The 16212-nt window shown below is 69.2% G+C and carries 13 protein-coding genes; 5 read left to right on the plus strand and 8 right to left on the minus strand.

What is annotated here, in order from left to right; translation table 11 throughout:
- Positions 1 to 4: 4 nt before the first annotated feature.
- From hpt to dacB, 4 genes are all read right to left on the minus strand, one after another.
- Positions 5 to 568, minus strand: a complete 564-nt coding sequence (hpt, locus tag ACQPXG_RS43265; protein ID WP_433464938.1) for a hypoxanthine phosphoribosyltransferase — start codon at positions 566 to 568, stop codon at positions 5 to 7.
- Positions 569 to 609: 41 nt separating this feature from the next.
- Positions 610 to 1608: a tRNA lysidine(34) synthetase TilS gene (gene tilS, locus ACQPXG_RS43270; RefSeq protein WP_433464939.1), complete on the minus strand. Its 999-nt coding sequence runs from the start codon at positions 1606 to 1608 to the stop codon at positions 610 to 612.
- Between the two features lie 42 nt (positions 1609 to 1650).
- Positions 1651 to 2760: a zinc-dependent metalloprotease gene (locus ACQPXG_RS43275; RefSeq protein ID WP_433470159.1), complete on the minus strand. Its 1110-nt coding sequence runs from the start codon at positions 2758 to 2760 to the stop codon at positions 1651 to 1653.
- 257 nt (positions 2761 to 3017) lie between these two features.
- Positions 3018 to 4337, minus strand: coding sequence for a D-alanyl-D-alanine carboxypeptidase/D-alanyl-D-alanine endopeptidase (gene dacB, locus ACQPXG_RS43280; protein ID WP_433464940.1), 1320 nt, complete (start codon positions 4335 to 4337; stop codon positions 3018 to 3020).
- Positions 4338 to 4555: 218 nt separating this feature from the next.
- Here dacB and ACQPXG_RS43285 point away from each other — a divergent pair, with 218 nt between their 5' ends.
- Positions 4556 to 5047 (plus strand): inorganic diphosphatase, encoded by a 492-nt coding sequence (locus tag ACQPXG_RS43285; protein ID WP_433464941.1) that lies wholly within the window; start codon positions 4556 to 4558, stop codon positions 5045 to 5047.
- Positions 5048 to 5214: 167 nt separating this feature from the next.
- Here the strand turns inward: ACQPXG_RS43285 and ACQPXG_RS43290 are convergent, their stop codons facing one another.
- Positions 5215 to 6477 carry an NlpC/P60 family protein gene (locus ACQPXG_RS43290; protein WP_433464942.1) on the minus strand — a complete coding sequence of 421 codons (1263 nt, stop codon included), beginning with the start codon at positions 6475 to 6477 and terminating at the stop codon, positions 5215 to 5217.
- A gap of 1771 nt (positions 6478 to 8248) precedes the next feature.
- On the opposite strand from ACQPXG_RS43290, the gene ACQPXG_RS43295 reads away from it, so the two are divergent.
- A complete protein-coding gene (locus ACQPXG_RS43295) occupies positions 8249 to 8545 on the plus strand; it encodes a hypothetical protein (protein WP_433464943.1) in 297 nt (98 codons plus the stop codon).
- A gap of 9 nt (positions 8546 to 8554) precedes the next feature.
- Here the strand turns inward: ACQPXG_RS43295 and ACQPXG_RS43300 are convergent, their stop codons facing one another.
- Positions 8555 to 9310 (minus strand): nuclease-related domain-containing protein, encoded by a 756-nt coding sequence (locus tag ACQPXG_RS43300; protein WP_433464944.1) that lies wholly within the window; start codon positions 9308 to 9310, stop codon positions 8555 to 8557.
- Positions 9311 to 9451: 141 nt separating this feature from the next.
- Between ACQPXG_RS43300 and ACQPXG_RS43305 the strand changes: the two genes are divergently transcribed.
- Both ACQPXG_RS43305 and ACQPXG_RS43310 read left to right on the plus strand, forming a co-directional pair.
- Positions 9452 to 10459 (plus strand): MerR family transcriptional regulator, encoded by a 1008-nt coding sequence (locus tag ACQPXG_RS43305; RefSeq protein WP_433464945.1) that lies wholly within the window; start codon positions 9452 to 9454, stop codon positions 10457 to 10459.
- Positions 10456 to 12867 (plus strand): VIT domain-containing protein, encoded by a 2412-nt coding sequence (locus tag ACQPXG_RS43310; RefSeq protein ID WP_433464946.1) that lies wholly within the window; start codon positions 10456 to 10458, stop codon positions 12865 to 12867. Before ACQPXG_RS43305 ends, ACQPXG_RS43310 begins: the two co-directional genes overlap by 4 nt.
- A gap of 396 nt (positions 12868 to 13263) precedes the next feature.
- Here the strand turns inward: ACQPXG_RS43310 and ACQPXG_RS43315 are convergent, their stop codons facing one another.
- On the minus strand, positions 13264 to 14715 hold the full coding sequence (locus tag ACQPXG_RS43315; protein ID WP_433464947.1) for an MFS transporter: 1452 nt from the start codon (positions 14713 to 14715) through the stop codon (positions 13264 to 13266).
- Between the two features lie 102 nt (positions 14716 to 14817).
- Between ACQPXG_RS43315 and ACQPXG_RS43320 the strand changes: the two genes are divergently transcribed.
- Positions 14818 to 15192 carry a MarR family winged helix-turn-helix transcriptional regulator gene (locus tag ACQPXG_RS43320; RefSeq protein WP_433464948.1) on the plus strand — a complete coding sequence of 125 codons (375 nt, stop codon included), beginning with the start codon at positions 14818 to 14820 and terminating at the stop codon, positions 15190 to 15192.
- A gap of 200 nt (positions 15193 to 15392) precedes the next feature.
- On the opposite strand, the gene ACQPXG_RS43325 is transcribed toward ACQPXG_RS43320, so the two are convergent.
- Entirely contained in the window at positions 15393 to 16193 is an 801-nt protein-coding gene (locus ACQPXG_RS43325; protein ID WP_433464949.1) for an arginase family protein, read from the minus strand.
- Positions 16194 to 16212: the final 19 nt, after the last annotated feature.

Genomic DNA, 16212 nt, shown 5'->3' on the forward strand with positions numbered 1-16212 from the left:
GCGTTCAGGCCCCGTCGCCGCCGTAGACGTGCGGGGCCAGCGTGCCCACGAACGGCAGGTTCCGGTACTTCTCCGCGTAGTCGAGCCCATAGCCGATGACGAACTCGTTCGGGATGTCGAACCCGATGTACTTCACGTCGATTTCGGTCTTGACCGCCTCTGGTTTGCGCAGCAGCGCGCAGATCTCCAACGAGGCGGGGCCACGCGAACGCAGGTTGCTCACCAGCCACGACAGGGTCAGGCCCGAGTCGACGATGTCCTCCACGATCAGGACATCGCGGTCGATGATGTCGGTGTCGAGGTCCTTGAGGATGCGGACGACGCCGGACGACTTGGTCCCCGAGCCGTAGGACGAGACGGCCATCCAATCCATCGACGCGGGCGAGTGCAGTGCCCGGGCCAGATCAGCCATGATCATGACGGCGCCCTTGAGGACACCGACGAGCAGCAGGTCCCTGCCCTCGTAGTCGGCGTCGATCTGGGCGGCGAGCTCCCGCACCTTGGCCTGCAGGTCGGCCTCAGGGATCAGTACCTTCGCCAGATCGTTGCCCAGGTCCTTCTCGTCCACAACCCCACCCTCATCGCTCGGACCTCGCCCGCACGCCACGGTCAAACCGGGCCGAACAGGAGCTTTCCAGACCGCCGGACGGCTCGGAGCCCCCCGGGCAGATCCACGTGCCGCTGGCCGTGCCAGGCCGTGACCAGCCGATCCACTGCGTCAACATGGACCGCCGCGAGCGTACCCGGTGGGCTTCCGGCCATGACCGCCGCCTTCCTGAGGACCCGGGTACGGACGGCTCTGGGCAGCTCTTCAAGCCCTTCCAGGCGGACTGCCACGCTGTGGCCGTCCTCAACGGTCCGCAGGTCGGCGTAGGCGCGGGCGGCCAGCTCGTCCAGGGCGTCGGCGTCGTCGCGCAGCATCCTGGCCGTCCGGGCCAAGGCTTCGGCTATCCCGGGCCCGAGAGCCTTCTCCAAGGCAGGGAGAGCCTCGTGCCGGACCCGTACGCGCGCGTAGGCGGGATCGATGTTGTGGGGGTCGTCCCAAGGGTCCAGCCCCATGGCCCTACAGGCCCGGCGTGTGGTCGCACGGTCCAGTTCCAGAAGGGGCCTCGCGTAGAGGACGTCGTGGGAGCGCTTGAACCTGGGCGGCATGCCGGCCAGGGACCGGGCCCCGGAACCACGTGCCAGGCCCAGCAGCACCGTCTCAGCCTGGTCGTCTTGGGTGTGGCCGAGAAGGACGGCCGCGGTACCCAATCGGGCGGCCGCGCTGTCGAGCGCCTCGTATCGGGCGTCACGGGCCGCGTTCTCCGGGCCACCGGGCCCATCGACGGTGACCGCGACCGATCCCGCGGGGTCGAGGCCAAGCCCGGCCATCGTTCGGACCACGGAGTCCGCACGGTCGTCCGAACCGTCCTGGAGACCATGGTCGATCGTGATCCCGCCGGCGGGGCGCCCCCCTCTAGGCGCCTCGAAGGCCACCGCACCTGCGAGCGCCAGAGAATCCGCGCCTCCGCTGCAGGCGACGAGAACCATCTCGCCCTGCGGAAGGTCGGCGAGAACCCGGCGCACCGCAAGGCGTACCGCCGCCACCGCCGGATCAGGGCCCATGGGAAACGTCTACCACCACATGGCGCCGCGCACCGGCGGCCCTCAAGCCTCGTTGGCCTTGGGCGGGGAGTCGATGGAGCGCGGCCCGACGACCCGGTCCATCCACAGGGCCGGCTCCTTGATCTCGTCATGCGTCGGGAGCGTCTCCGGCGACTGCCAGACCTGGTTGAACCCGCTCATGCCGACCTCGGTGACGACCCGCCGGACGAACCGCGACCCCTCCGCGTACTGCTTCATCTTCAGGTCGATGCCGAGCAGGCGCCGGATCGTCTTGTCGAGCTTGGAGCCGCCGGTACGCCGTCCCTGGAAGCGGGACCTGATCTGCTGGACGGACGGCACGACCTCCGGGCCGACCGCGTCCATGACGTAGTCGCCGTGCCCCTCGACCAGCGTCATCACCGCGGTGAGGCGGTCGAGGATCTCGCGTTGCTCGGGACTCTGGATCGCGTCGATGAGGTTGGCGTCTCCGCCGCGCACCGCGTCTGCGACGGCCTCGGCCGCGTCTCGGATGCGGTCCAGCATCACGCCTGGGTCGAGGTCCGACGCGAGGAGGAACTTGGTCATCTGGTCCTGCACGTATTCGCGCAGCCAAGGCACCCCGGTGAACTGGGCGCGGTGCGTCTCCTCATGTAGGCACACCCAGAGGCGGAAGTCATGCGGCTCCACACCGAGTTCTTGCTCGACATGGACGATGTTGGGCGCGACCAAGGTCAAACGTCCTGTGGGCGCACGACCTGAGGGGTCCGGCGGCAGGAACAGCTCATACTGCCCCAGGACACGGCTGGCCATGTACGCAAGGATCGCGCCCACCTGCATGCCGGTGACACGGGAACCAACGGCTTGGACGACAACGTTGCCCGCACCTCCGAGAGGGCTGGGGCCGCGCCGCTCGGACATCTGGTCCATGAGCGGTTCCAGCACCACGCGGAAACCGTCCACGTTGGCGCGGATCCACCCGGGCCTGTCCACGACCGTCGCCGGGTCGGGGTCGAGCTCGGATGCCATGCCGGTGAAGTCCCGCACATGCCCGTGGGCGATCTTCGAAAGCTCGCGCAACTCCTTCACGACTTCACGGGCCTCGGCATGGGTGACCTGCGGTCCCGGCCGGACGAGCCGGGTCCCCGCTTGAACCGCCACGTTCCAGTCGATCATTGAGGCGCTCATGTACTCCACCGTACGTTTCGGACGTGGCGCCGGAGCGCCCTGCATGGTCGTTCAACGAACAACCGTTCTGGTTATCTCCCGTACGGCGGACCCCACACGCAGCCGCATATCCCGCATTCCACGAAAAAGATGCCCCACCCACCCGGGGGCGGACCGTACCCCTCCACCCTTGCCTCTCCCGCCACCGGAACGCAGCAGAACAAGCACCTGTGGATAACCGAAGGATCAGCTGGATAACCGGAGGATCAGCCGCACCCGCAGGTCGCGACGGCCGCCGCCAGCTGGTCGAGCTTCCCCGGATCGACCGGGCCCTTCCCGTCCCCCGCCATGAAGGCGAACGCCAACAGCCGGCCGTCGGCGTCATAGGCGAGCCCGGCCAGCGTGCTGACGCCCGCCAGAGTGCCGGTCTTCGCGCGGACCATCCCCGCCCCCGCCTGGCTGGACGCGACCGTGTAGCGCGGCGGACTCAACGTCCCCGAAAATCCGGCGATCGGCATGCCGGTGATGACCGGACGCAACTCCGGGTGGTCCTGGCCAGCGGCGAGCGAAACGATCCGGGCCAGGGCGACAGGCGAGATGCGGTTGCGAGGCGACAACCCACTGCCGTCGTTGACGGAAACGCCCTCCGCGACACCCAACCTGGCCAGAACCTGCCGGACGGCCTGAGCGGCGTCCGAGAACGTCGCCGGACGGCCCAGCTTGATGGCGACCTGGCGCGCCATCGCCTCGGCCACGTCGTTGTCGCTATCGGTCAGCAAGTGCTCCACCAGCGCGGACAAGGGCGGTGACTGAACGGCGCCGAGCTGCGCGGCCCCCTTCTGTGCGACCGTCCTTCGCCCGGCGCTCGCCTTGAGTCCGTTCTTGGACAGCAGACGTGCGAACTGCCCCGCCGCAGCGGCAGGTGGATCAGAGACCCGCGCCTTCCTGGACGGGTCCATGGGTGCGATCCGTCCTTCATCTACGGTCAGGGCGGAGACAGGCGCCACCTCACCGTCCGGCAGGTAATTGGGCTTCCACCCGGCGGCCGTAGGAGAGCCCTGGTACGCGGACGAGTCGTAGTCCACGCGCACCTTGCGAAGCCCGGACGCCTTCAGCGCCGTGGCGGTCTGACGGGCGAGGTCCGACAGGGACGCATACGGCGGATGGTCGGCTTCAGGACGCGCGGGAAGGGCCGTCAAGGTAGGATCCCCGCCTCCGACCAGCACGATCCCGCCTCCCGTCCCGCGTACGACCCGGGTGGTGATCCGGTGCGCGGGGCCGACCTCGGCCAGTGCCGCGACCGAGGTCGCCAGCTTCGTCGTCGAGGCCGGTGTGGCGGGACGGTCGGCGCGCAGTTCGTACAGGGGCCGGCGGGTTTCGGCGTCGACGACCACCGCGTTGATCTTCGCCTGCGGGCCGCCGATCAGCGCCGAAAGCCGTCCCGCCAGGGTGGACGGGTTCGGCGGTCGTCCCGATCCGGGATCGGCGGCGGCGATCGCGGCCGCCGAGGCCGGGACCTGCACGACGTCACGCGCCGCCACGCTGGGCGGTTGCGGCGACAAGTGCCGCTCCGGTGTGAGTTTCACCACTGCCACCCCTGCGGCGAGGGCGAAAACGTTAAGGAGAGACAGCGACAGGACCACGAGGGCTCGGCCCCGTCCAGGCACGTGACCGCCCCTCTCCCACTCAGCACTCACCAACGTGCGACATCCTTATACAGGGAACACTCGTCCTGTGGGGCCGGCCTCACCCACAGGTTCCCGAAAGACTATTCACTGCGAGCGCGCAGGGAGCGGAGGACATCTTGAATTTCGACGTCACCATTGAGATCCCCAAGGGCCAGCGGAACAAGTACGAGGTGGACCACGAGACCGGGCGCATCCGGCTCGACCGCATGCTGTTCACCTCGACGCAGTACCCGGCCGACTACGGGTTCATCGAGAACACCCTCGGTGAGGACGGCGACCCGCTGGACGCGCTGGTCCTGCTGCAGGAGCCGACCTTCCCGGGCTGCCTCATCCGCTGCCGCACCGTGGGCATGTTCCGGATGACGGACGAGGCAGGCGGCGACGACAAGGTCCTGTGCGTCCCCGCCACGGACCCCCGTATGGAGCACCTGCGCGACATCCACCACGTCGCGGAGTTCGACCGCCTCGAGATCCAGCACTTCTTCGAGGTCTACAAGGACCTGGAGCCCGGCAAGTCCGTCGAGGGCGCCAGCTGGGTGGGCCGCGTCGAGGCCGAGCAGGAGATCGAGCGTTCCTTCAAGCGCGCCGCGGACCAGGGCGGCCACTGACACGCCGTCCGGCCCCGCCGACCGCAGGCCGGGCCGTTCCGGGGCCGGGAGAGGGAGTCGCGGACGGCGTTGATCCGCTTCCCGCCGCCATGCGACACGCCTCGCGAGGAGCCCTTCCGTACGCAAGTCCTACGGAAGGGTTCCCGCCTTTCCAAGGGCGGGTGTCGTCAAGCGGTAGGACGTGTGGCCCCGATCAGGTCGCTTCGGTGGATGCTTGAGATGCGCACCCGTTCACCGGTGTAGGGCGCCTCCACCATGCGGTCGCCGCTGATGTAGAGACCGACATGGTGAATGGTGGCGGGATCGGACTTGTCGGTAGCGAAGAAGACAAGGTCACCGGGACGCAGATCGCTGATGGGGATGTGCGGGCCGGATGTCCATTGGGTGCCCGTCCAATGGTCGAGACGTACGCCGGCCTTGCCCCACGCGTACATGGTGAGTCCTGAACAGTCGAAGCCCACGATCCCGGCACCTTGTGCCACGCCGTAGCTGGGACCGTCCATGTCGCCTCCACCCCAGGAGTAGGGCGTGCCAAGCCACTTCAGCGCCGCCTGGACAGCGATGGCACCGCGTGCCGCCGCCAGGGTCGGCCCCGCCGCAGAGTCAGAGAAATCGGATCGCGCCTTGCGTATCTTCGCCTTCTCCAGGGCCCGTTCCCGCGCGCGCTTGACCTCGGAGACGTGTGCTTGGGCCTTGCCAAGTCGGCGCTCTAGTCGACGCTTGTCGGCCTCAACGCGTTGAACGGACCCCTGTTGCTTGGACACCGCGTCCTGCGCGAGCCGTTTGGCCTCGTCGGCGCTTCTGGTGGCCGCTCCTTGCTCGTCCAGCGCCACCTTCGCCTGACGCCGGAACACATCCGCGACGGTTTTGGACGCTTCGACCCGGTGGACCATGGCCGCTCGCCGTTCAGCAAGCATCTTGACCATGCCGGCACGGTCCATGAAGCCCTGCGGCCCGCCGTTGCCTGCGACCGCCGATGACATCTCGTCGTATCCGGTGTTGTCCCGGTAGACCTGCGCGGCGAACGACGCCAGTCCGGCCCTGGATTCCTCAACTCTCCGGTTCGCCTCGGCCAGCCGTGCCTGGGTGTCCCAGTACGCCTGCTGTGAGCGTTGCAGTTTCAGCTGCTCGCCGTTGTACCGCTCCACCGCCGCCTCCGCGGCGATGGCGAGCCTGTCGAGTTCGCCGTCCGCCAGTACGAGCATGGCTTTCGTCCGTCCGACCTCGGCGGCCCGCTCCCTGACCTGCTGTTCGCTCTGCTCGATGTCCTTCGCGCTGGGGCTGGGGTCGGCGGAGGGACGGGCGTACGCGGCCGGGACGAACAGGCTCATGCACATCGATACGCCAGTGGTGAAGGCGACCAGCCGCAGCGCGTTGCTCCGGGCCGGGGACGGGATCGCGCGACGGGGCCGTGCTGCGCCAGATGCCATGATCACGTCCTCCCCCAGTGATGTATTGCTTAGCGCAAACGATCACCTACGAAAAGTAGTTGACTCTGGCAATGGCGGGTACGAGCGCCACTCCCTGTCAGGCGCTCGGCGTGGGACTCGCTCCAGACGAGGCCGTCCCCGAGGACGGCTCGGACGAGGGTGACGGTGACGGTGAGGGGTCCGGTTCGCTTTCGGCCGGCGGTGAGCCGGATGGCTTTGGCTCCGGGGTCGGCGGTGACGGAGTGCCCGGCCGGTGAGTCTCGGGTGGCGTGGACGGAGTCGCCGACCCGGAACCCGTCGGCGTAGGCGTAGGCGTAGGCGTCGGATCCGGGCCGGGGGCATCAGGGCGCCAGGTGACGTGTACCTGACTCCCTCCCGGCTGGAAGGTGATGGTTCCGTCCCCACGCGAGTTCTGCTTACGCGAGACATGGACACGCACGGTCACGCTCTGCCCGGCTTGGAGGTGTCCAGAAGGCGGGCTGACCAGTAGTGGTCCATGACTCTTTGCTTGCCAGGTGACTGGTCCGCCTTCTGCGCGCAGTTCCACGAAGCCCTCTGAACCCCCTGCCAGATCCAGGAAGAGAGGGGAGACCGCTAGTGCACCCGTGGCCGCGGGCCCGGACGGCTCCTGTGAGGAGACCAGTGCAGAGGACGGCGCCGGAAAGGCCGTCGGTGGTGCGGAGGACGTACGTGCGCCCAGCGGGAACGTGGCCGACACGGGGGCGGCGTCGAGGTTTCCGGGGCCGTTCGCGTGCCCGGGTGGTCGTCGCACGGACTCAGGTACCTGAGAGAAGCCTGGAACCGCTGTCGGATGCGGGCCGGCGACCCCTCCCGCCCCCTTCCGTCCGCCACCGATGAGCCCGAACATGGAGGCGACCCCACCTCCGGATAGGAGCGCGACAACCGCGAGCACTGCGGCAGCGCGAACGGCCTGTGCGTAGAGGTTGGCCGCCGTTCCCTCGGCGGACGTCCTGCGCGAACGGCCGAGTATCCAGCATCCAGTTGCGCGTGACGTCTTGGCCGGACGCCCCGCCCCAGGGGACTGGACAGGAAAGCCCTCCGGCGTGAACTCCATGACCCGGGTGGCCACGAAGAGCCTGTAGCCCACCAGTTCCGGGTCCAGGAAGCAGCTCATCACTCGAAGGCGCAGCTCTGCCGCCGGAGTCGCGTCCGGCAGCAGCCCGTAGACCTTGGCGGCGGACACGGTTCGGGGATGGAAGGCTCCGCAGACTGAGCAGCCCTCCGCGTGCTCCATAAGCCGCTTACTGAGGTCGTCGGTGAGGTCTCCACGCCGCTCACGCAGGAGTAGAGCGCGTTGTGGGCAACCGTAGGGTCCCTTGTCCGCGAGTATCTCCGCGGTCAAGGCCTCGTCCAGCTCGCCGTGGGCGCGGTCGAGCGCCGCCTGCGCGTCCTTCAGCGACATACCGAACACCGCGGCGAGATCAGGGACGGACAACTGGTGCCTGACCCGCAGCTCCAGGATCTCCCGCGAGAGGGGCCGCAGCGCCAGTACCGCATGCCAGGCCGTGATGCGCTGGTCCACGTCCTCTTGGTCGTGGCTGGCGACCGGCACGTCGGGTGCCTGGTGCCTGGGAGGCAGACGCCGGGAACACTCGAGGCGGGCGAGGGCATAGAGCCATGGACCGAACCGGTCGGCATCGCGGAGCTTGCCGATGTGCGCTTCAGCCACGATGAACGTGTCGCGTAAGGCGACCTGCGCAGCGTCACGGCATCGCAACTGGAACCAGCAGTACGCGAAGAGCCTGCCGGCATGGGCGTCGTACACGGCGGCCGTGGCACCGGGATCGCGCTCGCGCAGCGCCTCGACCAGGAGATGGTCGTTCATGCCAGAAAGGTAAAGGCTTCGGGCGCTCTTTACTGGCAAATTCAAGAGATCAGACTCAGATACCGAACACCATTCTTGTGCGTTCCGCAATACCTTTGCGAAGTGTCAGATTTGAGTGCTTTGGGCGAAATGACCGACATCCTGCAAGGTTCGCATGATTCAGATGACCAGGTCGTCATGTCCGTATGCGGTCAAGTAGATACCCAGAGTGAATGGCTCTGATATTGATGATCAGTCGGGCGGCAGCATTTCCATCATCGGCGGAAGCAGGCTCTCGGCACCGGCAGCGATAGCGGCGACCTGCGCGCTCGTATAGATAACGGGTTCCGAGGCTATGGCGCGTGGGATCGCCCTCGCGGCGCGATAGAGCACCTCCCCGGCCTGGACGCCTTCTCGGGTGACCCGTGCTCCGTGGACGACGACCATCGGCGTGACGGATACGTCATAGCCCAACTCTCCGGAGAGCAGCTCGGCGACCGTTTCGGCGGCCCGCATGGCGAGAACGGTCACCCCGCCGACCTGGCCGCGCCCCACCCAGACGCGGCGCTGATCGGCACGCAACCGAGCACCCCGCCGGAATCTCCGGCTCGCGATCGCGTAGACGCCAGTGAGACCGACCACCAGATGGTCCAGGTTGGCGGTGGGCGTAGAACGGCCCGGAAGGGCCCGGTCGTGCAGAACGTGGAAGCCCGCCGGATCGAGGCGCGCCAGCCGGCGTCCTGTACGGCGCTCGGCCTGGGCTCCCCGGCGCCAGCCGGTCACGACGCCGGACCGGAATCTCGAATAGCCCGCATGCATGGCGAAGACGAGAACGGCGACACCGACGCCTACCCACCAGGTGCCCACGCCCGCCGCGACGATCCCGGCAGCACAGGCCATGACCGCCCGTACCGCACGTCTTTCCCAGCGATGCCGTGCGGCGAGCACGCGGTAGCGGTGCCGGGCCGAGGCCCCCGCGCTTGACACGCCGATACCGCTGCTGCGCACCTCAAGGCCTCGTTTCCGCCGCCCCCGAGCCGCACCTGGAGGCACAAGCGTGCGGCAGCCCAGTGGTTCCATCAAGGATTTTTCGAAGTCGATCTCCAGAACTATTTGACACTGTCATCATGACAGTGTCACCATGAGGCCATGGACGGCACCTGGACGATCGGCGAGCTGGCGGAACACGCCGCAGCAGCCCTGGCAGCGGATGGATCCGCGCAGGTCAGCGGCCGGGTTCGCGATCTGCCCAACGAGCGGCTGATCCGCTGGTACACGACGATCGGCCTGGTCGATCCGCCCCTCGGACGCCGCGGCCGCACCGCGCTGTACGGCCCCCGCCATCTCCTCCAGCTCGTGGCGGTGAAGCGCCGCCAGGCCGAGGGCCGCTCCATCGCCGAGATCCAGGTCGAGCTCGCAGCCGCCACCGACGCGACCCTCTCCGAGATCGCCGCCCTCCCCGCCGCGTCCAGCCCGGCTCCCCGGCACCAGCCCGCCGCCCCGGCCGACCGGCCGCCTCCCTCCACGGGACAAGGGGAGCCGGGCATTGACGCCGAAGACACAGCAGCATCCGGAGCCCCGGTGGACCCCACCGCGACCCCGGCGCGGCCCCCTGGCCTACACGGTCTACACGGTCTGCACGCACAGCCCACCGATTCGAGTGATGGAGCGCCGGAGCCCGCCGCTCCCCGAACCCCGACCGCTCAGGACGGAGAACAGGTGCCCCGCTCGGGCCTTCCCGGCAGGAGCACCTCCGCACCGGCCCCGGCCCACCGGAGGAGAAGCCGGGCGGCCGCCCGGGAAGACACTCTGCCGGCCGAAGCCGATGCCGAGACCGCGCATCCCACCGAAGGCCCTGCGGCTGAGGAGAAGGGACGCGAGCGGGGTGCCTTCTGGAGTGCCCGGCCGGATGTGTCCTTCAGCCAGGCCGCCGTCGCCGACGGGTACGGCGCGTCCCGTCCCGCAGTCGTTCAAGGGGTTCGGCTCGCGCCGGGCCTCACCGTCCTTCTGGACGCACCCACCCTGAGCGGTGACGATCTCGCCGCGATCGAGACCGCCGCACGTCCGCTGCTCGACGAGCTGCGCCGGCTCGGTCTTCTCTCCCACGCCGAAACCCCCGCGTTCCCGCCCGCCGATGAATCCCGGAGGATCCAGTGACCGTGCGCATCCTGCCACTACCCGAGACCGCGCCACCGGTCCCCGACCGCGGGTTCGGCGCGCTCAGCACCGACAAGGGGAACCTGCCGCTCGACTCGGTCGACGTGCACGCGTCGATCACCGGCCTGGCCGCCGGCATCGACGTCGTCCAAGGCTTCCGCAACCCGTTCGACACGCCGCTGGAGGCCACCTACATCTTCCCCCTGCCCGACCGCGCCGCGGTCACCGCGCTGCGCATGGAGGCCGCCGACCGGGTCATCGAAGGAGAACTGAAGGAGCGCGGCCAGGCACGGCAGGACTACGACACCGCGATAGCCGCCGGGCAGCGCGCGGCCATCGCCGAAGAAGACCGCCCGGACGTCTTCACCATGCGGGTGGGCAACATCCTCCCCGGTGAACGCGTGACGATCAGGCTGACGCTCCACCAGCCGCTGCCGCACGAGTCGGCGTCCAGCGCGACGTTCCGCTTCCCGCTCGTCGTCGCGCCCCGCTACATACCGGGCGCGCCCCTGGGCGGCGACCGCGCCGGATCCGGCGTGGCCGACGACACCCACGCCGTGCCGGACGCGTCCCGGATCAGCCCGCCCGTCCTGCTGCCGGGCTTTCCGAACCCCGTCCGCCTGGCCGTCACCGTCGACATCGACCCGGCCGGGCTGCCGCTGACCCAGGTCCGGTCGGCGCTGCACGTGGTCGCCGAAGAAGGTGACGGCGACCGGACGACCCTGCGCCTGCAACCGGGCGAGCGCCTCGACCGCGACTTCATCCTCCGCCTGGACTTCGCTCCGCAGGAGAGTGCCGCCCTCACCCTCATCCCGGACGAATCCGGCGAAGAGGGGACGTTCAGCCTCACCGTGCTGCCGTCCGGCGAGGCAAGGCCCAGCCCACGCGACGTGGTGCTCGTCCTCGACCGCTCCGGCAGCATGCACGGCTGGAAGATGGTCGCCGCACGCCGCGCCGCGGCGCGCATCGTCGACACGCTCCGCATCGAGGACCGGTTCGCCGTCCTGTCCTTCGACACCGTCACCGAACGCCCGCGCGACCTCGGGACCGGACTCGCCGACGGCACGGACCGCAACCGGTTCCGTGCCGTAGAGCACCTGGCCTCCCTGGGGGCGCGCGGCGGCACGGAGATGCTCGCGCCGCTCGACGAGGGCTGCCGGCTGCTCGCCGATTCAACCCGCGACCGCGTACTCGTCCTCATCACCGACGGGCAGGTCGGCAACGAGGACCAGTTCCTCGCGCACCTGGAACCCCGACTCCGCAACGTCCGCGTTCACACCGTCGGGATCGACCAGGCGGTCAACGCCGGGTTCCTGAACCGTCTCGCCGCGATCGGCGGGGGCCGCTGCGAGCTGGTGGAGTCCGAGGACCGCCTCGACGAGGCGATGGAACACATCCATCATCGGATCACCGCCCCGATCGCGACCGGCCTCACCCTGCATGCAGACGGCCTGGCGATCGCCTCCGGGACGGTGGCCCCCGCGCGGCTGGGCGCCCTGTTCCCCGGTGTGCCGCTCGTGATCGCGGGCCGGTTCAGCGGCACGCCTTCCGGATCACTGTCCGTCCGGGGCACCGCATCCGACGGGACGCCCTGGGAGCAGCACGCCTCCGGCGTCGTCGCCAAGGACGCGGCCGCCACGTCCATCTGGGCCCGCGCCCACCTCCGCGACCTGGAGGACCGCTACACGATAGGCGGGCCCGAGGACCTGGAGCAACGCATCGTCGCGACCTCGCTCCGGTTCGGCGTGCTGTGCCGCTTCACCGCCTTCGTGGCCGTGGACAGCCGGGTGTCGACTGATGGCGGCACCCCGCACCAGGTCGTCCAGCCGGTCGAGATGCCCCAGGGCTGGGGCGCCCCGATGGCCGCTCCGCGGGTGGCCCATGCCGCATTCATGGCCGACGAGGATCCCGCGGACTTCCTCGACGCACGACCAGCCGGCGGCCCTCCCATGCCCGCCGCACCCGGCGGCCCGCCGCCCATGGTGGAACGGGCCGTGCCACCGTCCTACGGCGCGCCGCGTCCTGGCGCCGGCCGTCCCCGCGCCAGGCCCAAGGCGCCGAGCCGGCCGGTGCCGGAGCAGACCCGCGGCGTCCCCGGCCTCACCGGCTTCCAACAGGAGCTGACCAACGTGCTGGACCGCCTCCGCCAGGTGCCGGAAGCGCGGGACGAACGAGTCCACCACCTGCTGAGGGATCTCCTCCCCGTCCTGGGGTCGGTCGTCCTGCGGATGGAGGAGCACGGCCTGGACACCACATTCCTGGCAGCCCTCTGCGAGGATCTCCGCCGGATGGAACCAAGCGCAGACGAGGCGACCATCAACGCCCACTGGACCCGCGCCCTGCAGGTCCTCGCCGACTTCACCGGCGCTCCCCAACCTCGCCGCCCCTTCTGGAAACGCCCCAATTAGACCAAGGCGGGGGCGTCCCAGAATGGACGCCCCCGCACACCCGCCCTCTACGGGGCTCAACCCACCACCCCGAACCCCCGGCCCAACCCCGCGCACAGCCGCGGTGAGCCTGCCCGGCATGGATGACGCTCGACCTGCAGCACCGCCGTGCCACACGCCTTTCTGCCGCTGCTGGTCGACATGGCGGACGCCGTGGTCATGCGCGCCGACCCGTGGCCTCCGCCATGCACAACCGCCCGCCCCTTTTGGGCCACGGGCTTGGCGGTGAGGGGTGCGACCTGCGGGCGTGGGACTCGACTCGGGACTGGTCGTGAACCTGAGCGGCCACCACGGTCGGCCGTTCGGGCTCAGCGCTTGAGTCCGAACGGCCGACCGTGGTGGCCTGGGGTTGAAGGGTCAGGCGTGCTTGGCGCGGTATCGGTTGAGCAGGGGAATCAGGTTCAGAACCAAGCCGACCACGGCGACGGCACTGACCAGGTTGACGCCCGGGTGGAACTCGCCGAAGCCGTCACCGCCGGCCGCCGTGCCGCCCGCGACCAGGGCGGTGACCACGGCCAGCACCAGGGCGGCGCCGACCTGGCCCGAGGTCTGGACGAGGCCGGACGCCAGCCCCTGCTCGGAGTCGTCGATCCCGTCGGTGGCCTGAGCCATGATCGAGCTGAACCCGAACGCGAACCCGCCGCCCAGCAGCAGCATCGTCGGCAGGATCGTGAACGCGTAGTGCGGGGCGTTCCCGGCCGTGGCGAGGAACCAGCCGTAGCCGAGGCTGAGGGACGTCATGGAACTGATGATCAGCCGTGGCGTCCCGTACCGGTCGATCAGCCGGCCGACGAACGGGGAGCCGAACGCCACGATGAGGCCGGCCGGCAGCAGCGCCATGGCCATCTTCAGCGGCGACCAGCGCAGCACGTCCTGCAGGTAGAGCGTCATCATGAACTGGAAGCTCAGGTACGAGCCGAAGAGCGCGACGATGCTCAGGTTGGCCCGGACGATCGAGCCGATCCGCAGGATGCCGAGCCGGATCAGCGGGTGCCGCACCTTCTTCTCGGTGACGAAGAAGGCGGTCAGCAGGGCCGCCGCGAGGACGACGGAGCCCAGGGTGACCGGATCCAGCCAGCCGCGGTCGGGCGCGGAGACCACCGTGTAGACCGCGATCAGCATGCCGCCGGTGAGCGTCACGGCACCGAGCAGGTCATGGCCGCCACCGGCCGCCGGCTTGTCCCGCGGAATCAGCGCAAGGCCCGCGACGAGGGCGAGGACCGCGAGCGGCACCGGCGTCAGGAACGTCCAGCGCCACCCGAAGCTGGTCAGCAACCCGCCGAGGATCAGCCCGGACGAGTAGCCGCTGGCGCCGAAGACGGAGAAGACCGACAGCGCCCGGTTGCGCGCGGGTCCCTCATGGAAGGTGGTGGTCAGGATGGACAGGGCGGTCGGCGCGGTGAACGCGGCGGCCAGGCCCTTCACGAAACGGGTGGCGATCAGCAACGTGCCGTCGTCGACGAGGCCGCCCACGAGCGACGCGACGGCGAACACGGCCAGTGCGGCGAGGAAGACCCGGCGGCGGCCGAGCAGGTCGGCGGTCCGCCCGCCGAGCAGCAGCAGCCCGCCGTAGCCGAGGACGTAACCGTTGACGATCCACTGCAGTGACGTGGTGGAAAGGCCCAGCTCGGTGCCGATCGACGGCAGCGCGACGCCCACCATGGAGACGTCGAGTCCGTCGAGGAACAGCACGGCGCACAGGACCGCGAGGACTCCCCACAGCCGGGGAGTCCAGGTCTGTTCGGCCGACGCGCTCGCGGCGGCCGGCGCACGGACGGTGGAGTCGGGTGAGGTGTCGGTGATAGTCACGTCGGAGGACGTTACATGCACGTGCATCAAATGTCCACGCACAAAATTCGGGCGAATTTAATGCAGGTGCATCTCATGCATGTGCATGCTAAGATGCGCGGCATGGAGGCGGAGACAACGCTGGTCGGCCGCTGGCGCGAGCTCGCGACCTGCTACAACACAGTGGCGTGCGCCCTGGATCGTGCCCTGCAGGACGACCACGGCCTGAGCATGAGTGAATACGAGACGCTCGATCGCCTCGTCGATCTCCATTGTGAGAAGCGCCGCATGCAGGAGATCGCCGCTGCGATGTACCTCAGCCAGAGCGCCCTGTCCCGCACGGTCGCCCGCCTGGAGAAGCACGGCTACGTCCAGCGCGGACTCTGCCAGGACGACCGGCGCGGCGTGTTCGTCGAGATCACCGAGGCCGGCCGCCGCTGCCACGCCGAGGCCCGCGACACCCACCTGAAGATCCTCGCGGAGCACCTGACCGACTGATCCCGCGGGACACCTTCGCAATGTTCGAGGCCGCTGCCGTACGCAGCGGCAACCTCGCCACCCCCTCCCGCCCGAACTTGCGCCGACTTGCATCATCCGCTCCCGGTCGGTCGGACCATGCCGGGGCATGCACTCATCCACCCACCACGGTCCACCGCACATCGAGACCTTGATCTAAGGACGCGTCCTGCGGCTTGGGGTCAGAGGGGGAGCGCGGCCGCCAGGCGGCGGATCACGTCGGCCTCACCGGCATCGGTGAATTCATCGGCCGGGGCGTGCTCGGTGATGGCCGCGCCGACCACGTTGTCCAGACGCAAGACCAGGGCGATCACGCGTTGCGGAGCCACGCCGCCTTCGGGATAACAGGTCGAGCCGAATGCCGCAGGGTCGAGAACGTCCAGATCGACATGCACGTACACCGGTCCGGTGATGCCGTCAGCCGCCCTTTCGAAGTCCTCCACGCCGTAGCACCGGATGCCGGCCCTGTCGATGTACGCCTCGATCTGCTCGCGTACATCCGGTTCGAACGCACGCAGCCCCGCGATGATCACCTGTTCCGGCTTCAGCGGCAGCTCTGGAACGAGTGGAGCCGGGCCTTCGCCCAGCAGCGTACGCAGCACCATCCCATGGAAGGCGCCTGATGGCAGCGTCTGCGGAGTGTAGAGATCCGGGTGCGCGTCGATCCACAAGACCGTCAGCCGATTGCCGTACCTGGCGCGCGCGGCGGCGATCGGCGCCAGATCCACACCGCAGTCGCCACCGACGGTGATGACCGCGTCGTCGATGCCGTCCAAGGCCTCCCGCGTCAGCCGCAGGTTCTCCAGCAGGACGTCCAGCGCGCGTACCCCACCATCGAGGTCTCCGCCCGAATCAAGCACCGGCACAGTGACCAGGCGATCGGCCCTGACCAGTCCGGCGCTGCGCCTCGCCCCCACTGCCAACCGCGGTGCGTTGACCGAACAGGATCCTTGCCACTGTGGCACGCATAGCACGGTCGTCATGCGCCGACCGTACAGTCAC

The organism is Spirillospora sp. CA-128828 (assembly GCF_050945415.1).
Taxonomy (GTDB): Bacteria; Actinomycetota; Actinomycetes; order Streptosporangiales; family Streptosporangiaceae; genus Spirillospora.

Excerpts from the sequence above, each read along its gene's own strand:
- ACQPXG_RS43275 (WP_433470159.1), bottom strand. The coding sequence starts at position 2,760 with ATGATCGACTGGAACGTGGCGGTTCAAGCGGGGACCCGGCTCGTCCGG.
- tilS (WP_433464939.1), bottom strand. The coding sequence starts at position 1,608 with ATGGGCCCTGATCCGGCGGTGGCGGCGGTACGCCTTGCGGTGCGCCGG.
- ACQPXG_RS43320 (WP_433464948.1), top strand. The coding sequence starts at position 14,818 with ATGGAGGCGGAGACAACGCTGGTCGGCCGCTGGCGCGAGCTCGCGACC.
- ACQPXG_RS43295 (WP_433464943.1), top strand. The coding sequence starts at position 8,249 with ATGGGCGTCGTACACGGCGGCCGTGGCACCGGGATCGCGCTCGCGCAG.
- ACQPXG_RS43305 (WP_433464945.1), top strand. The coding sequence starts at position 9,452 with ATGGACGGCACCTGGACGATCGGCGAGCTGGCGGAACACGCCGCAGCA.
- ACQPXG_RS43325 (WP_433464949.1), bottom strand. The coding sequence starts at position 16,193 with ATGACGACCGTGCTATGCGTGCCACAGTGGCAAGGATCCTGTTCGGTC.
- ACQPXG_RS43290 (WP_433464942.1), bottom strand. The coding sequence starts at position 6,477 with ATGGCATCTGGCGCAGCACGGCCCCGTCGCGCGATCCCGTCCCCGGCC.